This window comes from Kitasatospora sp. NPDC043949, assembly GCF_056435365.1.
This window is the reverse complement of record NZ_JBWKEQ010000054.1, coordinates 1-16,276: the sequence shown is the minus strand read 5'-3', so window position 1 is coordinate 16,276 and position 16,276 is coordinate 1. Positions and strand designations below refer to the sequence as shown.

The following is a 16,276-nucleotide window of genomic DNA, read 5'->3' as shown; positions in this document are numbered from 1 at the left end:
CCCCTGAGCGGCCGGTCACCCGGGCGTCGGCCTCCCAGCGCGGGCCCTCACGTCACCTCCGCCAGAACAGGTGGTGCGTCACCCCGCTCGGGCTGGGCACCACCTCCAGGTGGAACCGGTCCAGCAGTTCGTCGGGGGACTCCCAGAGCCGTAGCCCGGGGCCGAGCTCCACCGGCGACACCGCCACGTGCAGGGTGTCGACGAGGTCGGCGGCGAGGAACTGCCGGATGGTGCCGACCCCGCCACCGAGCCGCACGTCCTTGCCCTCCGCGGCCTCCCGCGCGCGGGCCAGGACCGTGGCCGGGTCGCCGTCGACGAAGTGGAACGTGGTGTCGGAGAGCGTGAACGACGGACGCTCGTGGTGGGTCATGACGAACACCGGGGTGTGGAACGGGGGTTCGTCACCCCACCAGCCGCGCCACTCGTCGTCCTGCCAGGGCCCGCGCTGGGGCCCGAACTTGTTGCGGCCCATGATCTCGGCACCGATGTTGCGCGCGAAGTCCCGCGTGAAGTAGTCGTCGAGGCCCCGGCTCCCCCCGGGAGCCGTCCGCATGGGCCAGCTCGCCGTGGCCCCGGCCCAGGCGAACAGCTTCTCGGGGTGGTCGTGGCCGAACGGCCGCTCGAAGCTCTGGTGCTCACCGGCACCGGCACCGACGCCGTCACTGGAGACGTTGAAGTTCATGACTCTGAGCAGTTGGTCCACGTGTTCCCTCGTCAGGTCTCGTCGTCGCGTCACCGTGCGGCGAGGCGTCGCGTCACCGTGCGGCGGGGCGCCGCACATCATGACGTCGCAGCGGACGCGGCCGAATCGACATCGGCCCGAAACTTCTTCTCGGGGCCCTGCTCATCACGCGGGGTTGGTGGGGGCGGTGGTGACGGCGACCGCGTTCGCTCCGACGATCACCAGCACGGCGAGCCAGGCCGCCGCGCCGAGGTGCTGGCCGAGCACGACGAGGCCGATCAGCGCGGCGAAGACCGGGTTGACGCTCATGAACACGCCGAAGAACTGCGTGGGCACCCGCCGCAGCGCCAGCAGATCGGCCAGGAAGGGTACGGCCGAGGACAGCACGCCGGCGGCCAGCGCGCAGGCCAGGGCGGCGGCGGTCGGGGGACGGAGCCACAGCACCACGATCCCGACGGGAAGGTAGAGCACCCCCGAGAGCGCGGCGGCGGCGGCCGAGCCCTCCAGCCCGGGCAGGCGGCGGCCGACGACACGGTTGAGCAGGATGTAGCCGGCCCAGCACACCGCCGCGAGCAGGGCCAGGGCGATGCCCGGGTAGTCGGTGGAGGGCGAGGGCCGGACCAGGACGACCACCGCGGCCGCGGCGGCCACCGCGCACAGGGCGTCGAGGCGCCGGCGCGAGCCGACCAGGGCCACCGCGAGCGGACCGAGGAACTCCAGGGTGACGGCCAGCCCGAGCCCGATGCGGTCGATGGCCGTGTAGAGGGACAGGTTCATCACGGCGAACACCACCGCGAGCCCGAGGACCGGACGCCACTGCGCCGCCGTGAACGACCGCGGCCGCGGCCTGCCGACCGCCCACAGCACCCCGGCGGCCACCCACTGACGGACGGCCACCACACCCGCGGGGCCGATCACCGGGAAGGCGAGCGCCGCCATCGAGGCTCCGGCCTGGTTGGACAGGCCGGAGCCCAGCATCAGCGCCACCCCGGCCAGGCGCCCGTCACCCCGGGCGGTAGCGGCGTCGTGAGAGCTCTTCAGCACCATGCCCTCCACAGTGGAGCCGACGTAGTCATACGCAAAATGCATTCACCGGCCCATTGATACGCTGGGCGTATGGATGAGCGACGACAAAGTCCCGCCGATCTGGAACTGAAGCACCTGCGCTGCCTGGTCGCCATCATCGACACCGGCAGCTTCACCGACGCCGGCCCCGAGCTGGGCATCTCCCAGGCCGCCGTCTCCCGCAACCTGCACGCCCTGGAACAGTTCCTCGGGGTGCGGCTGCTGCACCGCACCAGCCGCACGATCGCGCCCACGCCGGCCGGCGTGCGGGTCCTCGCCCGCGCCCGCGTCCTGCTCGCCGGCGCCGACGACCTGGTCGAGGAAGCGACCGCCGGCCACGCCCGGCTCCACCTCGGCCACGCCTGGTCCGCCTTCGGCCGCCACACCACCGACTTCCAGCGCCGCTGGCACGAGCGCCACCCCGAGGTCGAGCTGCGCCTCGTCCGCCACAACTCCCCCACCGGCGGGCTGGCCGAAGGCATGTGCGACCTCGCCGTCGTCCGCGCCCCGCTCGACCTGAAGCCCTGGTCACACGCCCTGGTCGGCCACGAACACCGCATCGTCGCACTTGCCTCCGACGACCCGTGGGCCCGCCGGCGCAGCATCCGCCTCGACGAGATCCCCGCCCGCACCCTCGCCATCGACCGCCGAACCGGCACCACCGCCCTGAACCTGTGGCCCGAGGAGCAGCGGCCCGCCGTCATCTACACCCACGACATCGACGACTGGCTCGCCGCCATCGCCACCAGCCGCTGCATCGGCGTCACCCCCCAGGCCACCGCCGCCCAGTACCGCCGCGACGGCATCGTCTACCGCCCCCTGCGCAACGCCGCCCCCGTCCCCGTCCACCTCATCTGGCGCCGCCAGGACCCCCACCCCGCGACCCACGCCGCAGTCGCCCTCGCCATCGACCTCTACCGCGAGAAGCCCGACTCCCCGCCGCCCCCGCGAAAGTGACAGCGGCACCCCAGCAGGGCCGCCTCGCTCTCCCGGGCACACGAGATCCGTGACAGGGCTACGGCAGCGGGCCGAGGTCGCCTTCGACGACGGTCTCCGTGATCAGGGGGCGCTCCCAGAGGGTCAGGAGTTCGTTCGCGAGGGCCATGATCGGGCGCAGGTCGTGATCGCTCGGGGCCTCGATGGCGGCGGCCGACAGGCCGCGCGGGACGGCGCCGGCGTCGAGGAGGCAGCGCCAGTCCTCCGGGGTCAGCTCCAGGAACTCCAGTCCGGTCAGCCGGGCGACCTCCCGGGGGTCGGTGAGCGCCCCGGGGCCGGCGTAGAGGGTGCGGAGCCGGGGCAGCCCGACGAGAGGGTTCAGACTGACCGGTTCGCCGCGCCACCCTCCGAGGGTCAGGACCTCCAGGTCGGGGTGGGCCGCCGCCTCGACGCTGTCGGGGACCTCGCCGTGGAGCCTTGCCACCACCGACGTCAGGGCCAGGTTCCGACCGGAGTACCAGGTCCGGTCCGGGTCCAGCACCAGGTCGGTGAGGGACTCGGCGAGCAGGCAAGCGCCGACGCTCCGCTCGTGGTCGAGCACGATGAGCTGCCCGAGGTGGCCGCCAGGGCCGGGGGTCAGGTCGACGACCACCAGGTCCCCGCCGCCGGTGTCGCCGATGACGATCCACCCGGGCGAACCGACCAGGTCCTGCACGGCGGCGTCGGGCGAGGTGACGCACGCCTCCGTCGCCGCGTGCTCCCAACGGAACGAGGAGCGCGAGCGGTCGGCGATGGCGAGCCCGTCCAGGGAGCTCAGCTCGAAGCCGAGCGCGTCGCCGACGCGGTCGGACGCCTCGCAGCGCTCCTCCACCGTGTAGTAGTCCTCCGTGTGCTCCCACCACCGCGCGGAGGTCACCCGGTAGAGCACCTTGATCTCCTCGGGCAGCGCCACACCCAGGCGGGCCTCCGCGGCGGCGATCTCCTCCTCGGTGGCGCCGGTCTCGTCGGACATCCGCTCGCGCAGCGTCCGCTCCAGCACCTCCAGGTCCACGAACGGGGCCGGCCTCGCCCCGGGCACCGGCTCGGGCAGGCGCCGCCACGGCTCGGGCACCGCGCCCTCGACCAGAGTGAGCGCGCCCGGGTGGGCGTTGCCGATGCCCGGGTCGACAGCCGGGCCGTGGTCGAACAGATGGAGCACCGCCTTCCCGCTCGGCGGGATCTCCGCGGCGAAGGCGACATCGCCGATCCCGGCCTCGGTGAGCGCGGCCCGGACGCGGTCGATCGCGTCGTGCGCCTCCTGGTTGTCGGACACCAGCATGGCGCGCCCGGCCTCCGGGAACCGCATCCTCACCGGCACGCTCCACCCCTGCCGGCCGATCAGCCCCGCCACCTCGCCGCCCGGCGCGGCGAGCGCCTGCGCGTGGTCAGCCCGCAGGAGCCGCAGCAGGGGCTCCCAGGTCGCGAAGTCGTGCAGCGAGGACGACGAGGGCGACGAGGGCGGCAAGGACGACGACGAGGACAACGAGGGCCTCCAGCAGGTCCGGTGATCACGGCAGTGGCGATTATGACGCCCGCCCCCGACAGTTCGGAGTGCTCCGGGAGGCCGATGCACCCGGGCCCTACCCGTGCTGCCCCAGTCCGTCGCGCAGCAGGGCGAAGGCCCGCTCGGCGGCGCGGACGGCCTCCGGGTAGTGGTCGTCGGCGGACGTGCCGTCGGCCAGGCGTTCCTGGTTCATGACCGCCAGTTCCCGCTGCACCACGATCACCTGGGTGGCCACGAGACGGGCGTCGAGCGGGTCGACGTCGGCCTCCAGCAGTGCCTCGGCCAGCTCGTCGCTGCCGCGTGCCGCGTAGCGGATGATCCGTGCCGCCAGGCTCTCGGTCTCGACGATCATGCGGAGGAAGGCCATCACCTCGGGGTCGTCGCACAGGCCGGTGTTCGGGTCGCGACGGGCCAGGGCGTCGAGCATGGCCGCGCGCAGCGCCTCCAGCGGCGGCTGGCCGGCCGGGCGGGCGCGCACCGTCCGGGCCGCTTCGCTCTCGTGGTCGGCGAACCGCTGGAGTACGAGGTCTTCTTTCGTCGGGAAGTACGCGAAGAGGGTCCGCCGGGAGACCTCCGCCGCCTCCGCGATCTCGGTGATCGAGACCTGGTCGAAGCCCCGGTCGAGGAAGAGGCGGATCGCCGTCGCCGCGATCGTCTCCCGGGTGCGTTCCTTCTTGCGTTCCCGCAGGCCCATCTGCTGATTCATGCACTCAGTCTACCTTGTGGTAGACTGAGTGCAGAATTGCACCCAGTTTCTTCTTTCGGGAGGTCATCGTGCGAACCGAGGTCATCGTGGTGGGGGCGGGCCCGACCGGGCTGATGCTGGCGTACGAGCTGACGCTGGCCGGAGTGCCGGCCGTCGTCGTCGAGAAGCAGCGCACCCACAGCACCCAGTCCCGGGCGGGCGGACTCCAGCCGCGCACCGCCGAGGTGCTCGACCTGCGCGGGCTGCTGGAGCCGCTGCTCGCGCAGGAGCCGTCCGACAGCACCACCGGCGGGCACTTCGCCACCCTGCCGGTCGAGCTGGACTGCCGGCCCTGGCGCACCCGGTACCCCCACCCGGTCAACGTTCCGCAGATCCGGCTGGAGGCCCACCTCGAACGGCTCCTCGGCGAGCAGGGCGTGCCCGTGCTCCGCGGCCACGAGGTGACGGCGGTCGCGCAGGACGCGGAGGGGATCACGGTCACGTGGCACGCCGACGGCACCCCGGGCGGCGGTGACGCCCCCGACGGCGGTGAGATCCGGGGCGACGGTGAGGTCCGGGGCGGCGACGGTGAGATCCGCGGCCGCTACCTCGTCGCGTGCGACGGCGGGCACAGCACGGTCCGCCGGCTGCTGGGCGTCCCGTTCCCCGGCCGGGAGCGCCGGATGTCCGCCGTGGCGGCCGACATCACCCTCGCCTCCCGGTCCGAGACGGTCCCCACCGAGCGCAAGCACTTCAGCCAGTACACCCGCGTGGCCGGCGGCTTCCACTCGATCCTGCACCCCATCGGCCCGGACCTGTACCGGATACTGTTCGGCAGGCTCTCCGGACAGGGCCCGGACCGCGAGACGCCGGTCTCGGCCGACGAGGTCCGCGAGGCGCTGCACGCCGTGTACGGCCCCGACACCGAACTGGGTGAACTGCGCGCCGCCTCCCGGTTCGGCGACGCCGTCCGCCAGGTCGAGCGCTACCGCGAGGGCCGGGTGTTCTTCGCCGGGGACGCGGCGCACATCCACATGCCGATCGGCGGCCAGGGCGTGAACCTGGGCCTCCAGGACGCGGTCAACCTGGGCTGGAAGCTCGCCGGCACGATCCGCGGCTGGGCGCCCGCCGGCCTGCTCGACAGCTACCACGAGGAGCGGCACCCCGTCGCCGCGCGCGTGCTGCGCCACACCCGGGCCCAAGCCGTGATCATGAATCCCGGCCGGGACGAGGAACTCGGCACGGTCCGCGAGCTCGTGACCGAGCTGCTGGGCCTGCCCGACACCAACCGGTACGTCTCGGGCATGATGTCCGGCCTGGACCTCCGGTACCCCGGTGTCGGCCCCCGGCTGATCGACCTGGACCTGACCACCGAGGACGGCCCGGCCCGGGCGAGCCGGCTGATGCGCTCCGGCCGGGGCCTGCTGCTCTCCCTCGACGGCAGGCGGCGGTCGGTCGGCGACCGGTCCGACCGGGTCGAGCACGTCATGGCGAAGACCGACGAGGACGTGGACGGCGCCGGCGCCCTCCTGGTCCGCCCCGACGGCTACCTCGCCTGGACCGACACCGACGGCACCCCGCTCGACACGGCCCTCGCCCGCTGGTTCGGCTGAGGCCCCGGGCGGTTCGTCGGTGCGCCACGATCCACGGCGCGCCGACGGACCGCCCGTCGCGCTGTCGTCACCTGCCGCACGGGGCGTCCGCCGGTTCTGCGGAGCCCTCGCCCCGGGAGGAGCGCGGCTCGCTCTATCTGGAGCATCCGATCCAGATAGGCTACGGTGAAACCATGGCAAGGACCCGGGAGTTCGACACCGAGGCGGCGGTGAGCCGCGCCATGGAGCTGTTCTGGACGCGCGGCTACGAGGCGACCTCGGTGCGCGACCTGACCCAGCACCTGGGGATCGGGCAGGGCTCCCTGTACGCGGCGTTCGGCGACAAGGCCGGCCTGTACCGGGCCGCGCTGGACCACTACCGCGCCACCCTCGCGGCGGATGCCCTGCGCAGCCTGGAGGAGGGGGCGGACGCCCGCTCGGCGATCCGCACGATGCTGATGGAGCGGGTCCACATCGCCGCCGAGCACGGCGGCCGGGGCTGTCTGGCGGTCAATGCCGCCTGCGAGCGCCTACCGGGGGACGCGTCGATCCGGCGTACCGTACGGGACATGCAGGATGTCAGCCGGGACGCGCTCGCCGAGGTGCTGCGGGTCGCGGCGGAACGGGGTGAGATCGCGGCGCGGCACGACCCGCAGAGCCTCGCCGCCTTCTTCGTCACCTTCCTCAACGGGCTGCTGGTCTCCTCGAAGATCACACCGGACCCCGAAGCCCTCTCACCCGTCGTGGAGGTCGCGCTGACCGCCCTCGACTGATTTTTTCATGTCCGCAATCTGTATCGCACGATCCAGATAAGGGCCGGGCCCCGCACCCGCGGAATCCGCCGCTCCATCCCTGCTTCATCGAAACGCTCCACCTCTGCTCGATCGCAACGCTCCATCGACACTTCGGAGGACCCGTGCCCATCGCACCCACCCCGAGTACGCCCGCCCTCGGCGGCAGCCGCTGGAACACCTTCCCCGCGGCCGGCACCGCCCTGACCGCCCGTGAGTTCTTCACGGCCACGGAGCCGCTGCTCCAGGGCGTCATCGATGACAACGCCCTCACCACCGCCGACGGCGAGGTGCTGGAGGCGCAGATCCGCGCGACCCTCGCCCTCGGGACCCGGGAGACCTCCCTGCCGCTGGCCGTCGGACCGGGCAGCGCCCCGGCCGCTCGCGAACTGGGCGCGCAGGCCGAGGAGATCGGCCATGAGCTCGCCTCCTGGGCCGCCGCGGCCCTGGAGCGCCTGCTCGCCGACCGGATCGCGCTGCCCGCCGGCCCGCTGGTCGTCCGCAGCCACTGCTACGGCCACCTGCTCACCCCTCCCGCGACCGACCTGCTCCTCGGCCGCCGTGGCGGACCCGTCACGATGCAGCTCTACAACGAGTGGCTGCACCAGGTCGTCCTGCTGCGCGACGCCCTGCTGCCCTTCACCAACTGGCAGGACGTCCCGCTGCTGATCACTCCGACCGGGCTGCGGCACATCGAACCGGCCCGGGACGCGTTCCTCACCGAACTCCTGGTCCGCCGGATCCGGCACGCCAGCATCGTGGCCTTCGCCCGCCACGCCGTCACCGGCACCTCCGGCAGCTCCGGCTCGTCCGGCACCCTCGGCGCCCCCAACCCCTCCGGCCCGGCCGGCTACGGCTTCGAGGCGAGCGGCGGCACCGTCCTGCCGGCCGTCCTCGACCAGCCGCCCCTGACCGCCCCCCGGTACCTGCTGACCTGGCGTCCCGACCCGGCCGCCGACGAAACCGTCACGCACGTCGCCGAGTTGCGGGACTACTACGCCGCGCCGCGCACCCTCGTCGAGCACCTGCCGCCCGCCACCGCCGCACCGGGGCCGCTCACCGGCCGCATCACCGGCCGCATCGTCGCCGGGCCGGTCGCCGGCGGGGCCCGCACCGCCGCCATCGAGCTCACCCACGACGGCGCCACCGCCCGCGTCGACCTCGGCCAGGCCCTGCGCGGCCACCGCTTCGCCCACCGGCCGGACGGCGCCACGGGCGACGTGCCCGCCGACGCACCGGTCGCCGACCCGCCCGCCGCCGCGGACGTGTGGACGGCCCTGCGCGCATCGGGGCTGGTGTGGACGCAGGCGGGTGACGCCGTCCTGGACGCCACCGGCCAGGGCGACCTCGTCGTCCTGGCCCTGCTCGGCCGGCTCTACCCGGAGAACGTCACCCTGCACCCCGCCGACCGCCCCGTCACCCACCCCGCCGAGCGGGCAACCGCCTCCGGCAACGGCCCGAGCCGGCTGGTGGTCCGGATAGATCCGCCGCAGGCCGACTGACGCCCGCGCCACGAAAGGAAGCACCGCCCCTCGGTAGCCGACGCCCGGCCACCGAGGGGCGGGTACGGGTCAGCCGGCCCGGTAGCGGGTGGCGAGTTCGGGGCTCTGCGCGCCGAACGCCGCCAGCTCGGCCCGGAAGACGGCATCGAGCAGGCTCGCGTCCTCGACACCGGGCGCGCAGACGACCTCGCCGAGTTGCAGGCCGCGCAGGGCCGCGGTGACGACGTCCTCGGCACTCATCCTGGGTACGGCGCTGAGATCGAGGCCCTGGCGCTCGTGGAACTCGGTGGCCACCACCCCCGGACAGACGACCTCGACCTGGACGCCGGTGCCTTCGAGCTCGGCGGACAGGGTCTGGCTCATCGCGACCAGGTGGGCCAGGGCACCGGCGTAGACGGCGCGGCGGGGCAGCTGGGACTGCGGGGCGGGTCCGCTGAAGGCGATCATGCCGGCCACGTTGATGATCGCGCCCCGGCCGCGTTCCTGCATGCCCGCGACGGCGGCACGGGTGAGCAGGGTGGGGGCGAGAACCTTGACGTCGACCAGTTCGCGGGCCAGATCCGCAGGCAGGTCGGCGAGCCGCATGTAGTGGGCGACTCCCGCGTTGTTGACCAGCAGTGTCAGCGGTTCGGCCGCGCAGATCCGCGCCACGGTGTCGATGCCCTCGCCGGTGGAGAGGTCGGCGGCCACGGATCGCACCTCGACCCCGGTGTGGGCGGCGGCGAACTCCTCCAGCCGCTCCCGGCGCCGGCCGACCAGCACCAGGTCGTAGCCGTCGCCGGCCAGCCGCTCGGCGAATGCCCTGCCGATTCCGGAGGTGGCGCCGGTGACGAGTGCGAGGTTGCTCATGGGCGTCGTTCCCTGTCGGTAGTCGGCCGAGGCGGCCGGAGTGCGGGTCTCGCGGCGTCACGAGGGTGCTGTCCGTGGCTGATCGATCGTCAGTGGGTCGGGGGCCCGTACCGGGTGGCGACTGCGGTGATCGCGATGAGGACGGTCGCCGTGACCGCGATCGTGGCCCAGGCGGGGAGCAGCGGTCCTGCGGGGAGGACTGCGGACACCAGGTCGAAGAAGAGCTCGAACCAGCTCGCCCGGTACCCGTGTCCGGCCGGGGCCGGCATCCCGGTGGAGTCGTTCACCGCTCCAGGGTGGTGATCGTGCCCCGGCCACGGGGTGCGGCACGCCGTGGCCGGGGCGAGACCCCACCGGTCAACCGTGTGACCCCGCGGTCACCACGGTCACCACGGGACGGGGCCCTCCTCCTCGAAGAACCCTCCGGTGGGGCCGTCGGGGGCGACGGTGGCCATCCGGACGATGATCTTGGCGCACTGCTCGGCCGACACGGTGCCGCGGGGGTTGAAATCGGTGGCGGCGGATCCCGGGTGGACGGCGTTGATCCGCATGTCCGGGAAGGCGTTGGCGTACTGGACGGTGATCATGTTGACCGCGCTCTTGGACGAGCAGTAGGCCACCATCGGGAAGGTCGCCTCAAGGCCGGCGGGGTCACTGCACCGGGCGAGGGAGCCGCCGCTGCTGCTGACGTTCACGATGACGGGGTGGTCGGCGGCCTCCAGCAGCGGCAGGAAGGCGTGGGTGACGCGGACGAGGCCGAAGACGTTGGTGGCGTAGACCGTCTCCATGTCGTCGGCGGTGATCTCGGCAGGCGGGTTCCACCTGCCCGGGACGCCGGCGTTGTTGACCAGGACCTCGAGCCGGCCGGCCTCCTCGCGGATCAGCCGCGCGGCGGCCTGGACGGACTCCTCGCTGGTGACGTCGAGCTGCACCGCGCGGGCGCCGATCCGCTCGGCGGTTTCCCGGCCCCGTTCCAGGTCGCGCGCACCGAGGTAGACGGTGTGTCCGGCCCCGGCCAGCTGGCGGGCGGCCTCCAGGCCGATCCCGCGGGTGGCTCCGGTGATGAGTGTGGTCGTCATGGCGTGCTGTGAAGGCGTCGGGCCCTCGTGATCCGGGGCTCCTCGCGCCTTCACCTCCTTTCCGGGTGGGTGGGACCGCACGGTCGCGCCGTGCGCGTTCCTACGGTGTGCTCAGGGCTGTGAGCCGTTGCCTGCTCTCCTCGTCGGCGGCGGGCATGACCGCGAGGAACTGGTCGCGTTCCTGGGCGACGGTGAGGACCTGCCAGTCCAGCCGGACCTCGCCGACGACCGGGTGCAGGATGCGCTTGCTCCCGAAGCTCCTGCCGGAGACCCGGTACGTGGTCCACCAGTGCTGGAAGTCGGAGTCCCCGGCGCTCAGCTCGGCGACCAGTTCGGCGAGCCTGGGGTCGCTGGGGTAGCGGCCGGCGTCCATCCGCAGGTAGGCGACGCACTCGCCCGCCGACAGGTCCCAGTCCGGCACGCGCTCGCGCGTCCGCGGGTCGAGGAACGTCAGCCACAGGTAGTTGCGGTGTTCCTCGGGAACCGCGGCGAAGTCGAGCAGCAGCTCGGCCGCGAGGTCGTTCCAGGCCAGGATGTCCATGAACCGGCCCAGGACCACGGCGGGCGTGGTCCGCAGATCGGCCAGTACGGCCAGCACCGCGGCGGGCACGACCTGGTGCTGTGAACGCCGCTGTCGGCGGGCCGGGGCCAGGTCGGCCAGCTGGCGCAGGTAGTCACGCTGGTCGTCGTCCAGCAGCAGGGCGCGGGCCAGCGCGTCCAGGACACTGCCGGACGGTGCGGGCAGCCGGCCCTGTTCGAGGCGGGTGTAGTAGTCCACGCTGATCCCGGCCCGCCCGGCCACCTCCTCCCGGCGCAGCCCGGCCACCTTGCGCGACCGTTCGTACGCGGGAAGTCCGGCCTGTCGGGGGGAGACCTCCGCGCGCCGGGCACGCAGGAACGTGGCGAACTCCCGGCGCTTGTCGTTGTCCGTGCTCACACCGGCCACTGTGCCAGGGCGCCGCGCGAGCTGGGAGGACATGTTTTTCCCTGGAAGAACGTGTCCTCCCGGCCCCGGCCCGCGGCAGCGACCATGGGTGGAACGGCCTGCGGCAGGACGGTTTCAGGCGCGACGGACGCCCCCACGCCTGCCGGGGTGGCCAGCGGGTCCACCAGCGGCCCGGAGTGCGGTCAGGGCATGGGAACGGCTTCCAGGCAGGGGTGGATGGTTCCGTACTCGGCCGGTGCGGCGAGGACTTCCGCGATGGTGCCCCGGATCTGGACGCGGAACAGGCCGGTGGCGTCCTCGTAGACGGGCTCGCGCGCGGGGCCCAGTTGGTCGGTGAGGTGCACGATGACGGTGTGCGCTGCGGCGTGGGCGCCGGGCGCGCCGGGCAGGGCGATGGCGTAGCGGCGGACGGGGTCCATGGTTCTCGGCTTGCGGTGGTGCGGGGTGGCCCGCGAGCGGTCAGGGGTCTGCGTTCTCGGTGTGCGGGGGGCCGGCGGGGCGTTCGGTGGCGGCGGGGGTGAAGAGGCCGGTCGTCTCGGTGATCGCGAGCAGGCGCTCGACCTGGGTGCTGGCCGCGGTGATCGCGAGGGTACGGTCGGTACGGTGCGCGGTGCTGCGCAGGCCCAGCAGGAGGTTGAGGCCGGAGCTGTCGCAGAAGGGGACGCCGGACAGGTCGACGTCGAGCCCGGTGCCGCTGGCCTGCAACGCGCGTCCGAGGGTCTCGTCCAGGCCGCCGGCGACGTCGAGGTCGATCTCGCCGCGGACCGTCGCACGGACCCGGTCCCCTTCGACGGCGAGCCGGACCAGCAGGCCCTCGGCGACGTGCAGGTCTGTGGGCACGCTCCCATTGACCGGGGGCGGCGCGGGGGGTGGAGGAGTCGGGGTCGGGGCAGCGGAACGCGCCACGGGCGGCTTACCGCGCATGGTCTCTTCTCCTGCCTGTGAGCCGTGGGACGACATCTCCAGCGTCTGCCGAATCCCTTCTCACGTCAACCGATACGTGAACGGAAATTCGTCAATGGCAATGCGTGCAATCGGGTTCGGCCATGCGTGTCATCGGCATGCCCTCGGCGTGCCCTCGGCGTGCCCTCGGCGTGCCCTCGGGTTCCTACGAGAGACCGAGCACGCCGTGCCGGCCGAGGAGCGGGTGGGCGGGCGGAGCGGTCAGCGCAGCAGGACGGCCAGCAGTTCCGCCAGCGTCGGGCCGCTGTCGGCGGGGTGGCGCAGCTGCTTGCCGTCGAGGACGCGGTAGACGTTGGAGCGTCCGACGCGGTGGTGGCTGAGATAGCCCGCCGCTTCGAGGTCGGCGATGATCCGCTGGACCGCTCGTTCGGTCAGCAGGCAGCTGGTCGCTATGTCGCGCACCCTGATGCCCGGGTCCCGGGCGATCTGCACCAGGACGCGCGCGTGATTGGTCAGGAACGTCCACTGGCGCCCGATTGCCGGCTGTTCTTCCACGCCCTCAGGATAGGACGGTCGCGTTGGCTGAGACATGAGAGGAATTCGCGTGCTCCTTCCCGCTTTTCGTGGTCGCGGCGTCGCACCGTCGTCAGCCCTCGATCGCGTTGGCGATGCGGTGGAGCACGCCGCCACTGGACGGGCGGCGCGGCGCGGTCTCGCGCATGGCCTGCATCCGCTCGCCGATCTCCTGGAGTTCCCTGCGGCCGAGTGCGGCCCGGACCATCGGGAACCAGGAGCCTTCCTCCTGCTCGATGTGCCGGTCGACCGCGTCGATCAGGACGGCGGTCTTGGCGTCGTAGCCCTCGTCGCCGGGGCTCATCCGGCTCAGCTCCTCACAGAGCAGGTCGGCGACGTGGTGTTCCTGCCGGGCGCGGTCCATGTCCTCGGCGAGGCCGGGAACCTCCTGACGGATCCTGGGGTAGACCAGTTCGTCCTCCAGGTAGGTGTGGACGGTGAGCGCCTCCACGATCCGCTCGACCGTCTCGTGCCGCGCGTCGCCCCCACCGTCTCCGTCCCCGTCCCCGGCGGCGAGTTCCCGGTACTGGCGGAACAGGCGGCGGACTTCCTTGTGGTCCTCCCTCAACAGGACGATGGCATCGTTCGACATTGCTCGTCTCCTCACTCAGAGGCTTCCCCTCCCGACCCAGGCGTGTCCCCCGAGGCTCCTTCGTCAAACACCGCACTGAAACACCGCACTGAAACACCGCGCGCCTCTGCCCAGCACCGCTGACCTCCTGCTGCGGCACCGACGGCCGCTCGCGCGCGGTTTGCCGGGCCACCCACCGGGCAGCCGCCCCGCCGACACGAGCCGGGGGCCGCCGGCCCGGCCGCCCCGCGCCGTTCCCAGGACGGAGATCGCGACATGCCCATCAACCCCGAAACCCCCCAGCCCGAGCCGCCCGCCGACCCCGGACCCGACGCCAAGAACGCCACGGACGCCACGGACGCCAAGAACACCACCGACGCCAAGGACGCCGCACTCGACGCCTTCCGCGCCCCCGACCCGGACGGCCCGCTCACCACCGACCAGGGTGTGCGCGTCGACGACACCGACAACTCGCTCATCGTCGGCGACCGCGGCCCCACCCTGCTGGAGGACTTCCACCTCCGCGAGAAGCTCACCCACTTCGACCACGAGCGCATCCCCGAACGCGTGGTGCACGCCCGCGGCGCCGGCGCCTACGGCTTCTTCGAACCGTACGAGTCGCTCGCCGGGTTCACCTGCGCCGACTTCCTCCAGGAGGCCGGGCGCCGCACCCCGGTGTTCGTGCGCTTCTCGACCGTGCAGGGCCCGCGCGGCTCCGCCGACACCGTACGGGACGTCCGCGGCTTCGCCACCAAGTTCTACACCCGGCACGGGAATTACGACCTGGTGGGCAACAACATGCCGGTGTTCTTCATCCAGGACGCCGTCAAGTTCCCGGACTTCGTCCACGCGGTGAAGCCCGAACCGCAGAACGAGATCCCCACCGGCGCCTCCGCGCACGACACCTTCTGGGACTTCTGCTCGCTCCAGCCCGAGTCCACCCACATGCTGATGTGGGTGATGTCCGACCGGGCCATCCCGCGCAGCTACCGGATGATGCAGGGCTTCGGTGTGCACACCTTCCGCCTGGTGAACCGGGACGGGCGCGGCACGTTCGTCAAGTTCCACTGGCGACCGCGGCTCGGCGTCTGCTCCCAGGTGTGGGACGAGGCCCAGATCACCGCCGGGCGGGATCCGGACTTCCACCGCCGGGACCTGTGGGAGGCGATCGCGGCGGGGGACTTCCCCGAATGGGAGCTCGGTGTCCAACTGGTCACGGCGAAGGACGAGTTCGCCTTCCCCTTCGACCTGCTGGATCCCACGAAGCTGATCCCGGAGGAACTGGTGCCGGTGCGCCCGGTGGGGCGGATGGTCCTCGACCGCAACCCGCAGAACTTCTTCGCCGAGACCGAGCAGGTGGCCTTCCACACCGCCAACGTCGTGCCCGGGATCGACTTCACCAACGACCCGCTGCTCCAGGGCCGCAACTTCTCCTACCTGGACACCCAGCTGATCCGCCTGGGCGGCCCCAACTTCGGCCAACTGCCCGTCAACCGCCCGCTGGCCGACGTGCGGACCAACCACCGCGACGGCTACGGCCAGCAGGTCGTCCACCCGGGGACGAGTTACGCACCGAACTCGGTGGGCGGCGGCTGCCCGTTCACCATGGGCGGCGGCCACCTTCCGGAAGGGGTGTTCCAGCACTACCAGGAACGGGTCAACGGCAGGGCGATCCGGCGGCGCAGCCCCAGCTTCGCCGACCACTACAGCCAGGCCGCGCTGTTCTGGCGCAGCATGGCGGGCTGGGAGCAGCGGCACATCACCGCCGCGTTCGCGTTCGAGCTCGGCAAGGTGGGCGACGAGGAGGTACGGCGCCGGATGGTCGGCAACCTGGTGCGCGTGGACCCCGACCTGGCGGCGGAGGTCGCCCGGCGCATCGGCGTGCCCGAGCCGCAGCCGGCGCCCGAGGACCGGGCGGCGGCGAAGGGCGGCGAGGCGGCGGGCTCCCGGGTCTCCCCGGCGCTCAGCCTGGAGAATCTGCGCGGCAGCGGCATCCGTACCCGCAAGGTCGCCGTGCTGACCGCGCCCGGGGTCGACGGAGGCCAGGTGCGGGCCGCGCACGAGCGGCTGGGTGCGCAGGGCGCCGTCGTGGAGACGCTGGCCGCGCACGGCGGTCACGTGGCCGCCCGTGGCGGTGACCCTCTGCCGGTGGACCGCCCGCTGCCCACCACCGCCTCGGTGCTGTACGACGCGGTGGTGGTTCCGGACGGCGCCGGGCCCGCGCTGGCCGCCGATCCGGACGCCGTCCGCTTCCTCGCCGAGGCGCTGCGCCACGGCAAGCCGGCGGCGCTGCTCGGCTCCGGCGTCGAACTGGCCCGGGCGGGCGGTTGCGACGCGCCCGGGGGCCTGGCCGGCGTCACGCTCCACGACCTGCGTGAGCCGGCGGATCCGGCCCTGTGGGACGGCTTCGCCCGGCTGGTCGAGCAGCACCGCTTCCCGGAGCGCTGACGCCGCAGCGGCGCCACGGACGTGGGGGGGGGGGGGGGGGGGGGGGGGGGGGGGGGGGGGGGGGGGGGGGGGGGGGGGGGGGGGGGGGGGGGGGGGGGGGGGGGGGGGGGG

General features: G+C 73.1%; 18 protein-coding genes. 6 read left to right on the top strand and 12 right to left on the bottom strand.

The window, feature by feature from the left end; translation table 11 throughout:
* Positions 1–52 precede the first annotated feature (52 nt).
* On the bottom strand, positions 53–703 hold the full coding sequence (locus AC07AL_RS31985; RefSeq protein WP_478319112.1) for a dihydrofolate reductase family protein: 651 nt from the start codon (positions 701–703) through the stop codon (positions 53–55).
* Positions 704–847: 144 nt separating this feature from the next.
* Positions 848–1,660 (bottom strand): EamA family transporter, encoded by an 813-nt coding sequence (locus AC07AL_RS31980; RefSeq protein ID WP_478319128.1) that lies wholly within the window; start codon positions 1,658–1,660, stop codon positions 848–850.
* A gap of 138 nt (positions 1,661–1,798) precedes the next feature.
* On the opposite strand from AC07AL_RS31980, the gene AC07AL_RS31975 reads away from it, so the two are divergent.
* A complete protein-coding gene (locus AC07AL_RS31975; protein ID WP_478319111.1) occupies positions 1,799–2,704 on the top strand; it encodes a LysR family transcriptional regulator in 906 nt (301 codons plus the stop codon).
* Between the two features lie 58 nt (positions 2,705–2,762).
* Here AC07AL_RS31975 and AC07AL_RS31970 read toward each other — a convergent pair whose 3' ends face one another.
* Entirely contained in the window at positions 2,763–4,001 is a 1,239-nt protein-coding gene (locus AC07AL_RS31970; protein WP_478319109.1) for an SMI1/KNR4 family protein, read from the bottom strand.
* On the opposite strand from AC07AL_RS31970, the gene AC07AL_RS31965 reads away from it, so the two are divergent.
* Complete coding sequence (locus AC07AL_RS31965) at positions 4,000–4,230, top strand: hypothetical protein (RefSeq protein ID WP_478319107.1); 231 nt, start codon at positions 4,000–4,002, stop codon at positions 4,228–4,230. The genes AC07AL_RS31970 and AC07AL_RS31965 overlap by 2 nt on opposite strands.
* 72 nt (positions 4,231–4,302) lie before the next feature.
* Here AC07AL_RS31965 and AC07AL_RS31960 read toward each other — a convergent pair whose 3' ends face one another.
* Positions 4,303–4,932 carry a TetR family transcriptional regulator gene (locus tag AC07AL_RS31960; RefSeq protein ID WP_363586931.1) on the bottom strand — a complete coding sequence of 210 codons (630 nt, stop codon included), beginning with the start codon at positions 4,930–4,932 and terminating at the stop codon, positions 4,303–4,305.
* A 68-nt stretch (positions 4,933–5,000) separates the two neighbouring features.
* Between AC07AL_RS31960 and AC07AL_RS31955 the strand changes: the two genes are divergently transcribed.
* The 3 genes from AC07AL_RS31955 (at position 5,001) to AC07AL_RS31945 (ending at position 8,796) form a co-directional block, all read left to right on the top strand.
* On the top strand, positions 5,001–6,524 hold the full coding sequence (locus AC07AL_RS31955; protein WP_478319105.1) for an FAD-dependent monooxygenase: 1,524 nt from the start codon (positions 5,001–5,003) through the stop codon (positions 6,522–6,524).
* A 173-nt stretch (positions 6,525–6,697) separates the two neighbouring features.
* Positions 6,698–7,276, top strand: a complete 579-nt coding sequence (locus AC07AL_RS31950; RefSeq protein WP_478319104.1) for a TetR/AcrR family transcriptional regulator — start codon at positions 6,698–6,700, stop codon at positions 7,274–7,276.
* Positions 7,277–7,419: 143 nt separating this feature from the next.
* Positions 7,420–8,796: a hypothetical protein gene (locus tag AC07AL_RS31945; protein ID WP_400806652.1), complete on the top strand. Its 1,377-nt coding sequence runs from the start codon at positions 7,420–7,422 to the stop codon at positions 8,794–8,796.
* Positions 8,797–8,865: 69 nt separating this feature from the next.
* Here AC07AL_RS31945 and AC07AL_RS31940 read toward each other — a convergent pair whose 3' ends face one another.
* The 8 genes from AC07AL_RS31940 to AC07AL_RS31905 form a co-directional block, all read right to left on the bottom strand.
* Positions 8,866–9,645 carry an SDR family NAD(P)-dependent oxidoreductase gene (locus AC07AL_RS31940; protein WP_400806654.1) on the bottom strand — a complete coding sequence of 260 codons (780 nt, stop codon included), beginning with the start codon at positions 9,643–9,645 and terminating at the stop codon, positions 8,866–8,868.
* An 89-nt stretch (positions 9,646–9,734) separates the two neighbouring features.
* Complete coding sequence (locus AC07AL_RS31935) at positions 9,735–9,932, bottom strand: hypothetical protein (RefSeq protein ID WP_363586936.1); 198 nt, start codon at positions 9,930–9,932, stop codon at positions 9,735–9,737.
* A gap of 99 nt (positions 9,933–10,031) precedes the next feature.
* Positions 10,032–10,724 (bottom strand): SDR family NAD(P)-dependent oxidoreductase, encoded by a 693-nt coding sequence (locus AC07AL_RS31930; RefSeq protein ID WP_400806658.1) that lies wholly within the window; start codon positions 10,722–10,724, stop codon positions 10,032–10,034.
* 100 nt (positions 10,725–10,824) lie between these two features.
* A complete protein-coding gene (locus AC07AL_RS31925; RefSeq protein ID WP_363627676.1) occupies positions 10,825–11,661 on the bottom strand; it encodes a helix-turn-helix transcriptional regulator in 837 nt (278 codons plus the stop codon).
* Between the two features lie 191 nt (positions 11,662–11,852).
* Positions 11,853–12,089, bottom strand: a complete 237-nt coding sequence (locus AC07AL_RS31920; protein WP_363586939.1) for a DUF6296 family protein — start codon at positions 12,087–12,089, stop codon at positions 11,853–11,855.
* A gap of 40 nt (positions 12,090–12,129) precedes the next feature.
* The gene (locus tag AC07AL_RS31915; protein ID WP_363586940.1) at positions 12,130–12,510 is read right to left on the bottom strand and encodes an STAS domain-containing protein; all 381 of its coding nucleotides are present in this window, start codon (positions 12,508–12,510) and stop codon (positions 12,130–12,132) included.
* A gap of 324 nt (positions 12,511–12,834) precedes the next feature.
* A complete protein-coding gene (locus tag AC07AL_RS31910; RefSeq protein WP_363586941.1) occupies positions 12,835–13,164 on the bottom strand; it encodes a helix-turn-helix transcriptional regulator in 330 nt (109 codons plus the stop codon).
* A 55-nt stretch (positions 13,165–13,219) separates the two neighbouring features.
* Positions 13,220–13,738, bottom strand: coding sequence for a hemerythrin domain-containing protein (locus AC07AL_RS31905; RefSeq protein ID WP_400806662.1), 519 nt, complete (start codon positions 13,736–13,738; stop codon positions 13,220–13,222).
* Between the two features lie 255 nt (positions 13,739–13,993).
* Between AC07AL_RS31905 and AC07AL_RS31900 the strand changes: the two genes are divergently transcribed.
* Entirely contained in the window at positions 13,994–16,165 is a 2,172-nt protein-coding gene (locus AC07AL_RS31900) for a catalase (RefSeq protein WP_478319100.1), read from the top strand.
* Positions 16,166–16,276 lie beyond the last annotated feature (111 nt).